The organism is Actinomycetospora termitidis (assembly GCF_030286555.1).
GTDB classification, from domain to species: Bacteria; Actinomycetota; Actinomycetes; order Mycobacteriales; family Pseudonocardiaceae; genus Actinomycetospora; species Actinomycetospora termitidis.
Genome location: NZ_JASVWF010000002.1, coordinates 760,097 through 774,219 on the forward strand (window position 1 = coordinate 760,097; position 14,123 = coordinate 774,219).

General features: G+C 76.3%; 18 protein-coding genes. 4 read left to right on the forward strand and 14 right to left on the reverse strand.

The window, feature by feature from the left end; genetic code table 11:
- Positions 1–120 precede the first annotated feature (120 nt).
- Together QRT03_RS11550 and QRT03_RS11555 are read left to right on the forward strand one after the other, a co-directional pair.
- Complete coding sequence (locus QRT03_RS11550; protein WP_286052900.1) at positions 121–1,236, forward strand: NDMA-dependent alcohol dehydrogenase; 1,116 nt, start codon at positions 121–123, stop codon at positions 1,234–1,236.
- Positions 1,237–1,248: 12 nt separating this feature from the next.
- Positions 1,249–2,337, forward strand: coding sequence for a glycerate kinase (locus QRT03_RS11555; protein ID WP_286052902.1), 1,089 nt, complete (start codon positions 1,249–1,251; stop codon positions 2,335–2,337).
- On the opposite strand, the gene QRT03_RS11560 is transcribed toward QRT03_RS11555, so the two are convergent.
- On the reverse strand, positions 2,313–3,677 hold the full coding sequence (locus tag QRT03_RS11560) for a PQQ-dependent sugar dehydrogenase (RefSeq protein WP_286052903.1): 1,365 nt from the start codon (positions 3,675–3,677) through the stop codon (positions 2,313–2,315). The genes QRT03_RS11555 and QRT03_RS11560 overlap by 25 nt on opposite strands.
- 69 nt (positions 3,678–3,746) lie before the next feature.
- Between QRT03_RS11560 and QRT03_RS11565 the strand changes: the two genes are divergently transcribed.
- Positions 3,747–4,631 carry a DUF2127 domain-containing protein gene (locus QRT03_RS11565; RefSeq protein WP_286052905.1) on the forward strand — a complete coding sequence of 295 codons (885 nt, stop codon included), beginning with the start codon at positions 3,747–3,749 and terminating at the stop codon, positions 4,629–4,631.
- Here QRT03_RS11565 and QRT03_RS11570 read toward each other — a convergent pair.
- Entirely contained in the window at positions 4,607–5,329 is a 723-nt protein-coding gene (locus tag QRT03_RS11570; RefSeq protein ID WP_286052907.1) for a TetR/AcrR family transcriptional regulator, read from the reverse strand. The genes QRT03_RS11565 and QRT03_RS11570 overlap by 25 nt on opposite strands.
- Before the next feature lie 28 nt (positions 5,330–5,357).
- Complete coding sequence (locus QRT03_RS11575) at positions 5,358–5,558, reverse strand: hypothetical protein (RefSeq protein WP_286052908.1); 201 nt, start codon at positions 5,556–5,558, stop codon at positions 5,358–5,360.
- Positions 5,559–5,661: 103 nt separating this feature from the next.
- Between QRT03_RS11575 and QRT03_RS11580 the strand changes: the two genes are divergently transcribed.
- Positions 5,662–6,612, forward strand: coding sequence for an NADP-dependent oxidoreductase (locus QRT03_RS11580; RefSeq protein ID WP_286052909.1), 951 nt, complete (start codon positions 5,662–5,664; stop codon positions 6,610–6,612).
- On the opposite strand, the gene QRT03_RS11585 is transcribed toward QRT03_RS11580, so the two are convergent.
- From QRT03_RS11585 to QRT03_RS11635, 11 genes are all read right to left on the reverse strand, one after another.
- Positions 6,613–7,122, reverse strand: a complete 510-nt coding sequence (locus tag QRT03_RS11585; protein WP_286052911.1) for a hypothetical protein — start codon at positions 7,120–7,122, stop codon at positions 6,613–6,615.
- A gap of 123 nt (positions 7,123–7,245) precedes the next feature.
- Positions 7,246–8,238 carry an SDR family NAD(P)-dependent oxidoreductase gene (locus tag QRT03_RS11590; RefSeq protein ID WP_286052913.1) on the reverse strand — a complete coding sequence of 331 codons (993 nt, stop codon included), beginning with the start codon at positions 8,236–8,238 and terminating at the stop codon, positions 7,246–7,248.
- A gap of 68 nt (positions 8,239–8,306) precedes the next feature.
- Positions 8,307–9,872, reverse strand: coding sequence for an alpha/beta hydrolase (locus QRT03_RS11595; protein ID WP_286052914.1), 1,566 nt, complete (start codon positions 9,870–9,872; stop codon positions 8,307–8,309).
- Between the two features lie 136 nt (positions 9,873–10,008).
- Entirely contained in the window at positions 10,009–11,073 is a 1,065-nt protein-coding gene (locus tag QRT03_RS11600; protein WP_286052915.1) for an ATP-dependent DNA ligase, read from the reverse strand.
- 15 nt (positions 11,074–11,088) lie between these two features.
- Positions 11,089–11,691, reverse strand: a complete 603-nt coding sequence (locus QRT03_RS11605) for an Asp23/Gls24 family envelope stress response protein (RefSeq protein ID WP_286052916.1) — start codon at positions 11,689–11,691, stop codon at positions 11,089–11,091.
- On the reverse strand, positions 11,688–12,221 hold the full coding sequence (locus tag QRT03_RS11610; RefSeq protein ID WP_286052918.1) for a DUF6286 domain-containing protein: 534 nt from the start codon (positions 12,219–12,221) through the stop codon (positions 11,688–11,690). Before QRT03_RS11610 ends, QRT03_RS11605 begins: the two co-directional genes overlap by 4 nt.
- The gene (locus tag QRT03_RS11615) at positions 12,221–12,658 is read right to left on the reverse strand and encodes an Asp23/Gls24 family envelope stress response protein (protein ID WP_286052919.1); all 438 of its coding nucleotides are present in this window, start codon (positions 12,656–12,658) and stop codon (positions 12,221–12,223) included. The genes QRT03_RS11610 and QRT03_RS11615 overlap by 1 nt, the downstream gene beginning before the upstream one ends.
- The gene (locus QRT03_RS11620; RefSeq protein ID WP_286052920.1) at positions 12,655–12,834 is read right to left on the reverse strand and encodes a hypothetical protein; all 180 of its coding nucleotides are present in this window, start codon (positions 12,832–12,834) and stop codon (positions 12,655–12,657) included. The genes QRT03_RS11615 and QRT03_RS11620 overlap by 4 nt, the downstream gene beginning before the upstream one ends.
- A 28-nt stretch (positions 12,835–12,862) precedes the next feature.
- Positions 12,863–13,147, reverse strand: a complete 285-nt coding sequence (locus QRT03_RS11625) for a hypothetical protein (protein ID WP_286052922.1) — start codon at positions 13,145–13,147, stop codon at positions 12,863–12,865.
- Entirely contained in the window at positions 13,144–13,542 is a 399-nt protein-coding gene (locus QRT03_RS11630; protein ID WP_286052924.1) for a hypothetical protein, read from the reverse strand. The genes QRT03_RS11625 and QRT03_RS11630 overlap by 4 nt, the downstream gene beginning before the upstream one ends.
- On the reverse strand, positions 13,539–14,027 hold the full coding sequence (locus QRT03_RS11635; RefSeq protein ID WP_286052926.1) for an Asp23/Gls24 family envelope stress response protein: 489 nt from the start codon (positions 14,025–14,027) through the stop codon (positions 13,539–13,541). The genes QRT03_RS11630 and QRT03_RS11635 overlap by 4 nt, the downstream gene beginning before the upstream one ends.
- Positions 14,028–14,123: the final 96 nt, after the last annotated feature.

Consider the following 14,123-nt stretch of genomic DNA (forward strand, 5'->3'; position numbering starts at 1 on the left):
GGATCCGACCGGACGGTCTGTCGCGATCACCGCCGCGCTGCCCCTCCCCGCGCACACCCGATCCCTGGAAGTGTGGGCCGGCAGGAACGCCGTGGTTCGGATCGTCAGTGAGGTGACCGGGTGAAGACTCGTGCGGCAGTGATGGACAAGGGGCAGACGGAGTTCGAGATCGTCGAGCTCGACGTCGACGAACCCGGGCCCGGCGAGGTGCACGTCAAGTTCACGGCCTCCGGTCTGTGCCACTCCGACCTCCACCTGGTCGAGGGCATCTACGGCGACTCCCCGCGCTTCCCGATCGTCGCCGGCCACGAGGGCTCGGGGATCATCGAGTCGGTCGGCGAGGGCGTCACGCACCTCGAGCCCGGTGACCACGTGGTGTGCAGCTTCATGCCGAGCTGTGGCTACTGCCGGTACTGCGAGACCGGGCACACCAACCTCTGCAACATCGGGGCCAACATCCTGCAGGGCTGCATGCCCGACGGGACGTTCCGCTACCACCGGGGCGGCACCGACCTCGGCGGCTTCTGCATGCTCGGGACGTTCTCGGAGCGCGCCACGATCCACGCGCGGTCCGCGGTGAAGGTCGACCCGTGGCTGCCGCTCGAGGTCGCCGTGCTGGCCGGCTGCGGCGTCCCGACCGGATGGGGCTCCGCGGTCAACGCCGGCGGGGTGCGGGCGGGCGACACCGCGGTGATCTTCGGCGCCGGCGGGGTCGGGATGAACGCGGTGCAGGGCGCTGCCCAGGCGGGCGCGCAGTACGTCGTCGTGGTCGATCCGGTCGAGTTCAAGCGCGAGACCGCGCTGTCCTTCGGCGCGACCCACGTGTTCGCGGATGCCGAGGAGGCCGCCACCACGGTCAAGGAGCTGACCTGGGGCAACGGGGCGGACCAGGCGATCCTCACCGTGGGCGTGATGGACGAGACGGTCATCCGGCAGGCCTTCGACATCGTCGGCAAGGGCTCGACGGTCGTGCTGGTCAGCCAGGCCAACGCGGCGAACAACACCATCCAGCTCCCGAGCGCGCTCATGGTCCGCAGCGAGAAGGTCCTCCGCGGCGCCCAGTTCGGGTCGTGCAACCCGCACAACGACATCCCGCGGCTGCTGCGGCTCTGGAACAAGGGCAGCCTCAAGCTCGACGAGCTCGTCACGAAGCAGTACACGCTCGACCAGGTCAACGAGGGCTACCAGGACCTGCGCGACGGCAAGATCATCCGTGGCGTGGTCGTGCACGGGTAGGCGGTCACCGCGATGCGCGTGCTGGTCGCCCCGGACAAGTTCAAGGGTTCCCTGACGGCGGTCGCGGTGGCCGACGCCGTGGCGGGTGTCCTCCGGGCCCACGGACACGACGTCGAGCTGTGTCCGATCGCTGACGGCGGCGACGGCACCGTCGACGCGGCCGTGGCGGCCGGGTTCACCCGCCGCGGGCTGACCGCGGCCGGCCCCACCGGCGAGCCGGTCGCGACCTCGTACGCCCGCGACGGGGACACCGCGGTCGTCGAGCTCGCCGACGTGTGCGGGCTGGTCCGGCTCCCCGGCGACCTCGAGCCGTACCGGTCGTCCACCTACGGCCTCGGCGAGGTGCTGCGCGCCGCGCTCGACACCGGGGTCCGGCGGGTCGTGCTGGGGATCGGCGGCAGCGCCTCCACCGACGGCGGGGCCGGGCTGGCCCAGGCGCTCGGGGCGGTCCTGCGGGACGCGGACGGACGGGAGCTCCCGGCGGGGGTCGGCGGCGGTCGGCTGCCCGAGGTCGTCGCGGTGGACCGGCCCCCGGTCCTCGCCGCCACTCTCGAGGTCGCCTGCGACGTCGACAACCCGCTGCTCGGCCCGCACGGCGCCGCGGCGGTCTATGGGCCGCAGAAGGGCGCCGGACCGGCCGACGTCACGGCCCTGGACGGCGCGCTGGCCCACTGGGCGCGCGTCGTCGGCGGCGACCTCGCCGAGGTCCCGGGCGCCGGCGCAGCCGGGGGAGCGGGCTTCGGGCTCATGACGCTGCTCGGCGCGCGGCTGCGCCCCGGCTTCGACCTGGTGGCCGAGCTCCTCGGGTTCGACGAGCGGTTGGCCGGCGCCGACCTCGTCATCACCGGGGAGGGCCGCCTGGACGCCCAGACGCTGCGTGGCAAGGGCCCGGCCGGGGTCGCCGCCCGGGCCCGGGCCGCCGGCGTGCCGGTGCTCGCCGTCGCCGGGAGCATCGACCTGAGCGCGGAGGAGCTGGCCGGGGCGGGCATCGTCGGGACCGCCGCCCTGGCCGACCTCGAGCCCGACCTCGCCCGCTCGCGGGCGAACGCGGCCGAGCTCGTGACCCGCAGCGTCGATCAGCTGCTGCGGGCCACCCGGTAGATCGCACCGGCCTCGTCGTCGGACACGTAGAGCGCGCCGTCCGGGCCGGGCACCGCGGCGACCGGGCGGCCGAAGCGGGAGCCGTCGGACGCCTGGAAGCCGCCGACCAGGGTCTGCTGGTCACTCATCCGGCCGCCGTTCCACGGGAAGAACGAGACCTCCGGGGCCCGCGGGGCCTGGCGGTTCCACGAGCCGTGCACGCCCGCGACGGCCCCGGAGCCGAGGCCCGGCAGGTCCGCGAACGCGAGCCCGAGCGGCGCGGAGTGCGCGCCGAACGTCTGCTCGAGCGGCGGGAGCGCCGAGCAGTCCAGCTTCGAACCGTCGGCGTTCGTCTCGGCGTCGCGGGTGAACGGCAGGTCCGCGGACCGCATCGGTGAGTCGGGCGTGCCCGGCTGCGTGTCCGGCTCCGGGTTGCAGTACGGCCAGCCGAGGTCGCGGCCCGGGGTGAGCGCGGCGAGCTCCTCCGGCGGGTGGTCGTCGACGTAGTCCGGGAGCACCTGGCCGAACTGCGGGCCCGGCCACGGCCACGGGATGTTGTCGCGGTTGTTCACCGCGGTCCAGAGCTTCCCGTCGGGCGCGAACGCCAGCCCCGTCCCGTTGCGGACCCCGCGGGCGAAGACCTCCGGGGTGCTCGAGCCCGGCGGAACCCGCAGGATCGCGGCCCGCTGCGGGGTGGCCTCGCGGTCCTGCGGCGACACGTTCGCGGTCGACCCGACCGAGACGTACAGGGACTTGTCCGGCCCGACGACCACGGTCTTGAGCGCGTGCGCGTACGCGCCCTTCAGATCCGGGCTCTTCTCGTCGGGGAGGTTCGGCACCACGACGCGCTTCCCGGTGGCCGCGCCGTCGCGGTAGTCGAACGCCGTGATCTTGTCGCTCTCGGCCACGTAGAGGGTGCTGCCGTCGAACGCCATGCCGTGCGGCTGGGTCAGGCCGCTCGCGAGCGTCGACCGCTGCGGCGGGGCCCCGTTCGCGCCGGGGACGAGCCGGGTGACCTCACCGCTGCCGGGCAGCGACACCAGCAGCGACCCGTCCGGCGCCCACGTCTCCAGCCGGGCCTCCGGCACGCGCGCCCACACCGACACCGTCCAGCCGGGCGGGGTCAGCACCTGCCGGGGCGTGTCGAACGGGGCGTCCCCGAGCCCCGGCGGCACCGCGACGGGGCTCTCGACGAGGCCCGTCGGCGCGGCGGCGACCGGAGCGGTCGCGGCGACCTCGGACGGGGGCTGCCCGCCCGACGACGACCCGCCGTCGGACGAGCACGCGGGGACGAACAGCAGCAGGGCGGCGGCACCGGCCAGGCCGAGACGGCGGGCGCGGGCGGAGAGGGGTGCGCTCATGTCACCGTCCAGCGTGACCCCCACGCGCCGCGATCACCACTCGGGGCCGGTCCGCCCTAGGCTCGCGTGATGACGGGTGAGCCGTGGACCCACCGCCCGCCGGGCACCGTGCCCCCGGCCCGGCTCCGGCCGCGCCTGCACTACGAGCTCATCAGCTGCGGTCTGCAGGGCCACGCCCTGCTCGGCACCGACGCCGCGTCCCTCGACCCGCCCGACGACGGGTCCGACCCGCGGATCGTCGTGCGGTCCGAGGGCGGGACGCGCTGGCACCGGTGCCTGCGCTGCGACTCCTGGCTCCCGCTGCCGGCGCCGACGACCCCGACCCGCGAGCACCTCCCGACCCGCGCCGAGGTCGACCTGCCGTTGCGGGGCCGGGCGCTGCGCGACCGGTTCGTGCTGCGCCTGATCGCGATCGACCGGCTCCTGCACGTCCTGGGGCTCGGACTCGCCGCGGCGGCCGTGTTCGTGTTCCTCGCCGACCGGGAGGCGCTGCGCGGGCCGTTCTTCGCGGTCCTCGAGACCCTGCGCGCGACGCTCGGGCTGGGCGACCGCCTGCACGACGGGCTCGTCGGCGAGGTGACGAGCGCGTTCACGGCGCAGAACTCGACGATCGTCCTGGTCGGGGTCGCGCTCGCCGCCTACGCCCTGCTCGAGGGCGTCGAGGCGATCGGGCTGTGGCGCGGCCGGCGCTGGGCGGAGTACCTCACGCTCGTCGCGACGTCGGTGCTGCTGATCCCCGAGCTGTACGAGCTGAGCGTGCGGGTGACGCCGACGAAGGTCGTCGCGCTCGTCGTGAACCTGGCCGTGATCGTGTACCTGCTGATCGCGAAGCGGCTGTTCGGCCTGCGCGGGGGAGCGGCGGCCGAGCACGCCGCGCGGGCCGCCGACCAGGGCTGGGACGCCCTGGAGCGGACCGCGCCCGACGCGGGTCAGGGCTCGCGGGCCGTCCGGTAGCGCGCGGGGTCCGGACGGGGCCGGTCGCGCCACCCCGAGGTCGCCCACCGCGCCTGCCAGGCCGGACCGGTCAGGATCGGGACCAGGCCCTCCCACGACTCGCTCATGCGCGTCCACAGGTCGTCCGGACCGTCGGCGATGGTGTGACACCCCGAGGCCACCGCGACCACCGCGCGTGCCGCACGGTCCGGGTCGACGCGCTCGGCCAGGAGGCCCGCCGCCTCCGCGTCCCGGAGTCGATCCGCGGTGGCGCACTCCCATCCGGTGACCCAGGCGAGGCGCTGTTCGCGGAGGTCCGGCTCGGAGATCGCGCGGCTGATCCCGCGCACGAGGGGGTCGTACATCCACCGCGCGACGTAGGCGTCGGTCTCGAGCAGCAGCCGCCACACCGGGTCCACGCCCCACCGGCCGATCTCCTCGCGGACGAGCTCCCACGAGTCGCAGACCTCGGTCATCAGCGCGTCCGCGAGCGCCTGCTTCGAGGAGAAGTGGAAGTAGAGCGCGCCCTTGGTCAGGTCCGCGCCGGCGAGGATGTCGCTCAGCGCCGCCCCGCGGTACCCCCGGGCGTCGAAGGCGTCGGCGGCGGCGCGCAGGAGTCGACGGCGGGTGCGCCGGGTGCGTTCCCGGCCCTCGGCGTCGGCCCAGGCAGAGACGGGAACGTCGAAGGAGGCCGGCGGCGCGGACCCGGGCGACGTCACGCGCGCATCGTACGGCCCCGGACGATCTTCACCGGCGCAGGGCGTGCCGCGGCGCCCGCTCCTCGCGGGCGGCCGCGAGGAGCGCCAGGACGGTCCGGGCCGTCCCCGGGGGCGCGGGGTCCGCGGGGGTGAAGGACAGCATCGACGCCGGGGCTCCCGGGCGCCGGGCACACCGGTCCACCTCGTCGAAGATGGGCGTCGGGTCGTCGATCACGGGGTCGGGCCGCATGCCGCCCGACGGTGCCAGCTCCGGGCCGGCGCCGGCGGCCCCCGCGTGTCTGCTTCACCTCACCGAGGGGTGCCGGCCACCCGGGCGGGGAAGGCCCGGTCCCATGCGTGCAGTCGGAGTGACGGAGTTCGGCGGGCCGGAGGCCCTGGAGATCGTGGAGCTGCCGGAGCCGGAGGCCGGTCCCGGCGAGGTGGTCGTCGACGTGGCCGCCGCGGCGGTCAGCCCGACGGACACCTTCACCCGCAACGGTGCCCGCGCGAAGGTCCTCGCGAAGGACCCGCCGCCCTACGTCCCGGGGATGGACGTCGCCGGCACCGTCGCCGCGCTGGGCGAGGAGACCGGCGGCAGCGGGCTCGCGGTCGGCGACCGCGTGATGGGGATCGTCGTGCCGGGCGGGTCGCGCGGCGGCTACTCCTCCCGGATCGCCCTGCCGTCCGACTCGGTGGCCCACGCCCCGGCGGGCACCGACCACGCCGCCGCGTCGACGCTGCCGATGAACGGGCTGACGGCGCGGCTCGCGCTGGACGAGCTCGCCCTGCCCGCCGGCGCGACGCTCGCGGTGACCGGGGCGGCCGGCGCGTTCGGGGGCTACGTGGTGCAGCTCGCGAAGGCCGACGGGCTCCGGGTGGTCGCGGACTCCTCCGAGGCCGACGAGGAGCTCGTGCGCGGCCTCGGGGCGGACGTCCTCGTGCGCCGCGGCGACGACGTCGCGGACCGCATCCGCGCGGCGGTGCCGGAGGGCGTCGCGGGGATCGCTGACGGCTCGCTGCAGGGCGACGCCCTCGTCCCGGCCCTGGCCGACGGCGGCCGGATCGCGACGGTGCGCGGCTACGGCGGCCCGGAGGGCGGCAGCGGACGCGGCATCACCTGGCACCCGGTGTGGGTCCGCGACTACGCCCGCAACCGCGCCGCGCTCGACCGGCTGCGCGAGCAGGCGGAGTCCGGCGTGGTGACCTTGCGGGTCGCGGACACCGTCCCGGCCGAGCGGGCCGCGGAGACCCACCGCCGCCTCGAGGCCGGCGGCGTGCGGGGCCGGCTCGTCATCACGTTCTAGCTAGAACGTGGGCAGGACCGCCACGACGAGGAGTGCGACGACGGCCAGCGTCATGCCGACCGCGGCGACCGGGCGGCGCACCGGCGTGCGCAGGCCGACCGCACCGGCGACGAGCGCGAGCAGCGCGATCCCGATGCCGACGAAGGTGTCCCAGGCCAGGGCCATGCTGCCGAAGGCCAGCGGGCGCAGGCTCACCAGCAGGGCGAGCACGCCGAGCACCGCGGAGAACGCGGCCGCACCGTTGCCGGGCGGGCGCGGGTCGTCGGTGTCGTAGTCGGCGTCGTACTCCGGACCGTCCTCGATCGGGACCCAGCCCGGCGCCCACCCCTGGCCGGGCGGCCCCTGCAGGGGCATCCCGGGCCGGCCGGGGTGCGGCGCGTACCGCGGGCCGCCGGCCATCGGACGCGGGCCGTAGCTCTGCGGCGGGCGCCGGTCCGGGGCCGCGCCGCCGTCGCCGGTCGGTCGCGGCGTGGGTGCCGGTGTGCCCGGCCGCCCGGTCTCCTGGGTCATTCCGATCGCCCCCGATGGCGCCGTCCCCCGCTCCGTCACGGGGCTCTCGTCCGGCGCATCGGCGGAAACCCCGACGGCGTTAACCGTCGCAGTCCGGATGCGGCCGATCGGGTGAGCAGGACCTCAGTGGGTGGGGGCGGAGCTGGTCGCGTCGACGCAGAAGGCCCACAGCGCGGCGCGCTGCGCGGCGGACTCCTCGCCGGGCAGCCAGTGCGTCGGGCGGGGTGCGCGGTCGTGCCAGAACACCCCGCTGCAGCGGCCCGGCTCGGCCGCGGCCGCCAGCCACACCGCGGTGTCGGCGCCCTGCTCCGCGGTACGCAGCAGCGGGCCGGTCAGGCGGTGGAAGCCGGGCAGCGAGTCGGCGACACCGGGGGTGTCCGCCCAGCCCGGGTGCATGCTGTGCACCGCCACCCCGGCGGACGCGAGGTCGTCGGCGAGCAGTTCCGCCAGCACCACCTGCATCCGCTTGGTGCGCGCGTACGCCGCACCCCCGGAGTACCGGCCCTCGGTGTACTCCGGGTCGTCGGTGCGCAGCGACGCGGTGTACATCCCGCCCGAGGACACGAAGACCACGCGCGCCGGGTCGCCGGGCCGGTCCGGCGGCGAGCCGGCCCGCAGCAGCGGGAGCAGCTCGCGAGTCAGCAGGAACGGCGCCAGGACGTGGGTGGCGAGGCAGAGCTCGTGCCCGTCCGCGGTCTCGACGCGCTCGCCGGGGAGCACCCCGGCGTTGTGCACCAGCCCGTGCAGGGCCAGCAGCCGGTCGCGGGCGTCGAGCGCGTAGCGACGCACGTCGGCGAGGTCGGCGAGGTCGCACCGGGCGACGGTCACCCGGGCGTCGGGGTGCGCCGCGAGGACGGTGTCCCGGGCGGCCTCGCCCCGGCCGCGGTCGCGCACGACCAGCTCCACGTCGGCGCCGCACCCGGCCAGGCCGGTCGCCGTGGCCGCGCCCAGCCCGGAGCTCGCGCCGGTGACGGCGACGGTGCGCCCGGCCAGGGCGTCCGACGGCAGGGCTTCCCAGCCGGCCGACCGCGCGAGGTAGCCCAGCTTCGAGTAGCCGGGGACCACGAGGCGGTCGAGGGCGGCGTCGAGCAGACGCGGGAGGCGCGGGAACGGCACGGCGTGCACCCTACGGGCGCGGGGGCGGCCCGGCAGGCCCGGATGATCTTCGTCGGGCCCGGGTCGTCCTAGGGTGGGCAGACCGTCCCCTCCCGGGGGACGTCCTCGCGGAGCAGGTAGTCCTCGACGACCCCGGTGATGCACGGCGTCGACGGGTAGGCGCCGTGGCCCGCGCCGAGCCACGACACCAGAGCGGTGCCCTGCATGCCCGCCGCCACGCGCTGGGTCTCCGCGAGCGGCACGAGCGGATCCGCGGTCGTCCCGACGAGCAGGATCGGGACGGCGGTCCCCGCGAGCGGGGCCGGTGGCGTGGTGGGGACCGGCCACGAGGAGCAGACCAGGGCGCGCTGGGCGAACCACCCGCCGAACACCGGGTCGGCACCGCGCGCCCGGGCCGACGCCTGCGCGACCTGGTCGACCGTCGGGCGTTCCCCCTCGTCGTTGCAGGTCGTGACGAGCGCGAGGTCGAACCCGCCGTCGTTCTCGGCGGTGTCGGCCAGCGCGATGACCCCGGCCGGGTCCCCGGCGCGGGCCCGGGACAGGGCCGCGGCCAGGGTCGGCCAGGTGTCCGGCTCGGCGAGCTCGGCGGCGAGCACGCTCACGACGGTGCCCGCGGTGAGCTCCCGGTCGGGCAGCGTCCCGGTCGAGGTCGGCGGGGAGGGCAGCGGGGCCGCCCGCAGCCGGGCGAGGAGGTCGGTGACCGCGCCGCGCGGGTCGGCCCCGAGCGGGCACGCCGTCGCGACGCAGTTCGTCGCGAAGGCGTCGAGGGCCGCGCGGGCGGCGACGGCGCGCTGGTCGGCGGTCACGCCCACCGGTGCGGTGGGATCGGGCAGCGCGTCCAGCACGAGCCGGCCCTGCTGGTCGGGGTGGTCCTGCGCCCACCGGGCGAGCGTGGCCGCGCCGCCGCCGAGCCCGATCGCGTGCAGCCGGGGCGTGCCGAGCGCGCGCCGGACCTCGTCCAGGTCGTCCGCGTCGGTCGCCGTGCCGTACTCGGTCAGGGAGTCCTCGAGCAGCTGCGAGCACGTCCGGGCCGCCGTCGCGGCCGCGGCGGCCAGCGGGGCCAGCGCGGTGGGGTCGGCCGCCGTCGGGTCGGCGTCGTCGATCGCGGCGCGGGTGCTCGGCGTGATGCAGTCGACCCCGCCGGAGGCGGCCCCGCGGACGTCGACGCCGTAGAGCGTGCGCCCGGCGAGCAGGTCGGCGGGCGCGCGGGCGGCGAGGCGCACGGCCTGCTCGGTGCCCGAGCGGCGGCCCGGGTCGCCGAGCACCGCGATCGGCACGCTCGGGAGGGCGGGGGCGGGCCCGAGGGTGACCCGGGTGACCTCGACCTCGGCGGCCCCGGTGGTCGACCCCGTCCCGTAGCCGCCGCCGACCGGCACCGTCGCGCAGCCCAGCCGCAGGTCGCGCCCGCCCAGCGCGGCGGCGCCGCCGAGGCGGGTGAGCTGGCCGGCCGTGCACTCGGTGAAGTCGAGCTGCGGGGAGGTGGCCACCAGGGGCGGCAGGAGCGACGGGGGCGGCGGCGGGGCGGTGGGCGCGCTCGACGTCGGGGCCGGGGGCTCGTCGCTGTTGATCGTGGCCACGGGCGGCCGCCGGCTCGGACCGACGGCGCACCCCGCGAGGAGCAGCACGACCAGCACGCCGAGCACGGTCCGGGCAGCGGGACGGATGGGAGCACCCTTCGGGACAGCAGGATCGGACAGCAGGATCGGACAGCAGGATCGGACACCGCCATGATGCCGCCCGCCGGGTCGTCCGGCGGTGAGGGCCCGTGCCTCAGGCCGGCGGCAGGATGTCGGCCAGGTCGAAGCTGGTCGGCCGCTCGAGCTGGTCGTAGGTGCACGACTCCGGGTCACGGTCCGGGCGCCAGCGCACGAACTGCGTGGTGTGCCGGAACCGCTCGCCCTCGAGGTAGTCGTAGCGGACCTCGACCACCCGCTCCGGGCGCAGCGGCACGAACGACAGGTCCTTGCCGGCGTTCCAGCGGCTGGTCTCGTTCTTGCGCGGCGTGCGCTCGCCCTGCTCGTGCGCGGCCCAGTTCCACGGATGCTCGTCGAAGGTGGTGACCAGCGGCTGCAGCTCCGCCATCAGCTCCCGGCGTCGGGCCATGGTGAACGCGCCGACCACGCCGACGCTGGCGAGGGAGCCGTCCGCGCCGTACAGCCCCAGCAGCAGCGAGCCGAGGGCGTCCGGGCCGGACTTGTGCACCCGGTAGCCGGCGACCACGCAGTCGGCGGTGCGCTCGTGCTTGATCTTGCTCATCACGCGCTTGTCGGGCTGGTAGGTCAGGTCCGGCTTCTTCGCGATCAGCCCGTCGAGCCCGGCGCCCTCGAAGCGCACGAACCAGTCCCGGGCCTCGTCGGGATCGGTGGTCATCGGGGTGACGTGGACCGGTGCGACGTCGTCGAGGGCCTCCTCCAGCAGCGCCCGGCGCTCGGCGAACGGGCGCCGGGTGAGGTCGTCGTCGCCCAGGGCGAGCAGGTCGAAGGCGACCACCGACGCCGGGGTCTGCTCGGAGAGCAGCGTGACCCGGGAGACCGCGGGGTGGATCCGCTGCTGGAGGGCCTCGAAGTCCAGGCCGTGCCCGTCCGGGGTCGCGACGATGATCTCGCCGTCGACGACGCACCGCGGCGGCAGGTGCTCCTTGAGCGCGGCGACGACCTCCGGGAAGTAGCGGGTCATCGGTTTGGTGTTGCGGCTGCCGATCTCCACCTCGTCGCCGTCCCGGAAGACGATCGCCCGGAACCCGTCCCACTTCGGCTCGAAGTGCTGGTCGGCCGGGATCGACTTCACGGGCTTGGCCAGCATCGGCAGCACCGGGGGCATGACGGGCAGGTCCACCGCGCCAGTCTGCCCCTACTGCACCCGCGGGGCGTGGGAGGCCGCCGCGTCGAGCTCGATGCGCACGGCGGTCGGCAGCGCGTCCACGGCGAAGGCCTGGCGGGCCCGGGCGAGGACCCGGCCGTCGATCTCGGCCCACACGTCGCGGACGTCGGTGCCCTCCACCAGCCAGACCGCCATCCGCAGCGCGGGCCGGCGCTCGGTGCCGACCATGCGCACCCGAGCCCGGCTGACGCCGTCGATCAGCTCGGCGTCCGCGCGGACCGCGTCCGCGATCGCGGAGTGCTCGACGGTCAGCCGCTGGCCCGGGACCTCGGACAGCAGCACGTCGGGGCGCGGCTCGGGGCGCAGCGACCGGACCGCCCAGGTCAGGCCGACCACGAGCAGGACGATGCCGCCCACGATCGCGATCCAGCGGGTCAGGTCGGCGTTGCCGGCGATCCAGTCGCTCACCACGGGGTCGACGACGGGCCGCTGCGCGCGGTTCGACCCGAACACCCCGTAGCCGAGCAGGACCACCAGGACCCCGAGCGCGAGCAGGACCAGCCCGGTCAGCAGGACCCGGGCCCGGTCGGCGGCGGTGGACCGGGCGACGGCGCGGCGGGAGCGGCGGCTCACTTGACCCCCTTGGTGGCGGCGACGGACACCGACACGCGCGGCCGGTGCGCGAGCGGCAGGCGGGTGAGGACCTCGTCGACCCGCTCGCGGACGGCGGTGCGCACGTCCTCGGGGGCGTCGAGCGTCCCGGCCTTCACCACGACCTTCTTCTGCGACGCCACGACCGAGGCGGACACGACGTCGGCGTGGGAGCGCACCTCGTGGCCGACCGCGCGGGCCAGCGACCGCGGCGACGTGGTCACGGTGACCTCGGGGACCGGGTCGGTCAGGGCGACGTCGTGGCGGCGGGCGACCAGCCCGACCAGCAGGACGAGCAGCCCGACGACGCCGACGACGATCGCGATCGTGCGCACCGCGCCCGAGGACCACGTCAGGCCGTCGAGCCCGTCGCGCCACGCCGGCCAGGGCACGACCAGCGGCGACGAGGCCGGCGCGAGCCACGCGGTGACGACCTCGATCGTGGTGATCGCCCCGATCGCGGCGACCACCAGACCGATCAGCGGCGAGAGCAGCCGCAGCACGAAACGCATCACTGCACCCGGGTGGTCGGGGCCGCGGGACCGGCCGGGGAGGTCAGGGCGGAGACGGTGACGTCGAGCGAGCGCACCGCGTACCCGGTGAGGGTCTGCACGCGTTCGCGGACGTTGCCGCGCACGGCGTCGACGGTGAGCGCGATCGGCGCCGGGTAGGCCAGCGGCACCTCGAGGCGCACGTCGACCTGGTCGCCGTAGCCGGAGATCTTCGCCGACGCGCCGGCCTCGCCGAAGCCCAGGCCGACGACGCGCCGCTCGGTGCGCATGGTGCCGTCCGTGGAGTCCGCGGCGTGCTCCGCGATGCGCCGCACCACGCCGAAGCCGATGTGCAGGCTGCCGCGCTCGGCGGGCTCGTCGTCGGGCACGGAGCGGGGGCCGGGGGAGGACGGGACGACCGGCACCGGGGTGGTCGCGTCCGTGGCGGGGCTGCTCATCGGTCGCGACCACGCCCGGTGAACTGGGTCAGGTCGAGCTCGCCGTCGAGGACCCGGCCCACGACGAGGCCCAGGATGCCCAGCACGAGGGCGATGAAGAAGCCGACGAGACCGCCGGCGGCGGCCGCGACGCCGAGCAGGAGGCCGACGAACAGACCGGCCGTGGTGGCGCTCATTTCCTGGGGTCCTCTCGATGGACTGGTGTCAGACGACCCGGCGCGTACGGACCGGGCTCAGGGGGGCGCGGCCGAGCCAGCGTCGGCCCGCGCGCAGGGTGCGGGGGACGACGTGGCCGGAGACCGCGACGACCGGCGCGTCGAGGCGCGGGTCGTCGTCGGGCACGTGCCACGCCGGGGGGTCGGGGGTGGTCGCGCCGGACGACGGGCGTCCGGCGCGAAAGGCCTCCACCCCCCGGCGGAAGGTCTCCGGGTCGCCGCCGACGTCGGGGTGGTGACGGCGGACGAACGCCCGGAACTCGGGGCTCGTCACGGTGCGGCGGCGGCCGGGTCGGTCGGGTCGGCGGGGTCGACGACGTCGGTCACGACGACGTCGACCCGTCGGGCCCCGGTCTCGGCCGCGACCAGGGCGCGGAGGGCCTCGGCCGTCGGCCGGACCCGGGCGCCGAGGCGCAGCACGACGCTGATCCGGGCCGGCTCCTCGCCGTCACCGAGCGCGACGCCGACGAGCCGGCGGCCGGGCAGGTAGGTCGCGATCGACCCGAAGGTGCCGCCGGAGAGCCGGACCACGTCCGGGTGCGCGAGCAGTGCCCCCGCGACCCGCTCGGAGAGCGACCCCCGGCCGGGGGCGTCCGCCGACCCCGGGGAGGTGGCGCGCACCCCCGGGGCCGCCGCGCCCGCCGCCGCGACCGGGTCCGGCGTGCTCACTCGACCCGCGCGGGCTGCGCGGGCGCGGGCTCGCCCGCGTCGGTGTCGTCGCCGGGCATGTGGATGTCGTTCACGGCGATGTTGACCTCGATGACCTCGAGCCCGGTCATCTGCTCGACGGCGCCGATGACGTTGCGGCGCACCGCGCGGGCGAGCTCGACGATGCCGGCGCCGTACTCCACGACGATGTCCAGGTCGATCGCGGCCTGCTTCTCGCCGACCTCGACCTGCACGCCCGCGGCCTGCGAGGTGCCGGTGCCGCCGGGGATGCGCTCCCGGATCGCGCCGAAGGCGCGGGAGACGCCGCCGCCCATCGAGTACACGCCCGACACCTCGCGGGCCGCGATGCCGGCGATCTTCTGGACCACGCCGGAGGCGATCGTGGTCTTGCCCTGCCCCGAGTCGTCGGCGAGCCGGGCGGGGTTGGCGCCGCCGGTCCGCGGGGCGGCCGGGGTGGTCGTCGCCGAGTCGGAAGGGGTCGTCATGAGGGGCGCTCCTCTGCGCTGGTGGTTCGTGGCGCCGGTGGTTCGTGCTTCCGCCGTGGGCGGCCGACTACCCCTACGACTGCCGGCCGCGAGGGA

Bases quoted from the DNA above. Each gene is read 5' to 3' on its own strand.
- QRT03_RS11555 (WP_286052902.1), top strand. From the start codon at position 1,249: ATGCGCGTGCTGGTCGCCCCGGACAAGTTCAAGGGTTCCCTGACGGCG.
- QRT03_RS11560 (WP_286052903.1), bottom strand. From the start codon at position 3,677: ATGAGCGCACCCCTCTCCGCCCGCGCCCGCCGTCTCGGCCTGGCCGGT.
- QRT03_RS11565 (WP_286052905.1), top strand. From the start codon at position 3,747: ATGACGGGTGAGCCGTGGACCCACCGCCCGCCGGGCACCGTGCCCCCG.
- QRT03_RS11575 (WP_286052908.1), bottom strand. From the start codon at position 5,558: ATGCGGCCCGACCCCGTGATCGACGACCCGACGCCCATCTTCGACGAG.
- QRT03_RS11580 (WP_286052909.1), top strand. From the start codon at position 5,662: ATGCGTGCAGTCGGAGTGACGGAGTTCGGCGGGCCGGAGGCCCTGGAG.
- QRT03_RS11585 (WP_286052911.1), bottom strand. From the start codon at position 7,122: ATGACCCAGGAGACCGGGCGGCCGGGCACACCGGCACCCACGCCGCGA.
- QRT03_RS11610 (WP_286052918.1), bottom strand. From the start codon at position 12,221: ATGCGTTTCGTGCTGCGGCTGCTCTCGCCGCTGATCGGTCTGGTGGTC.
- QRT03_RS11615 (WP_286052919.1), bottom strand. From the start codon at position 12,658: ATGAGCAGCCCCGCCACGGACGCGACCACCCCGGTGCCGGTCGTCCCG.
- QRT03_RS11620 (WP_286052920.1), bottom strand. From the start codon at position 12,834: ATGAGCGCCACCACGGCCGGTCTGTTCGTCGGCCTCCTGCTCGGCGTC.
- QRT03_RS11635 (WP_286052926.1), bottom strand. From the start codon at position 14,027: ATGACGACCCCTTCCGACTCGGCGACGACCACCCCGGCCGCCCCGCGG.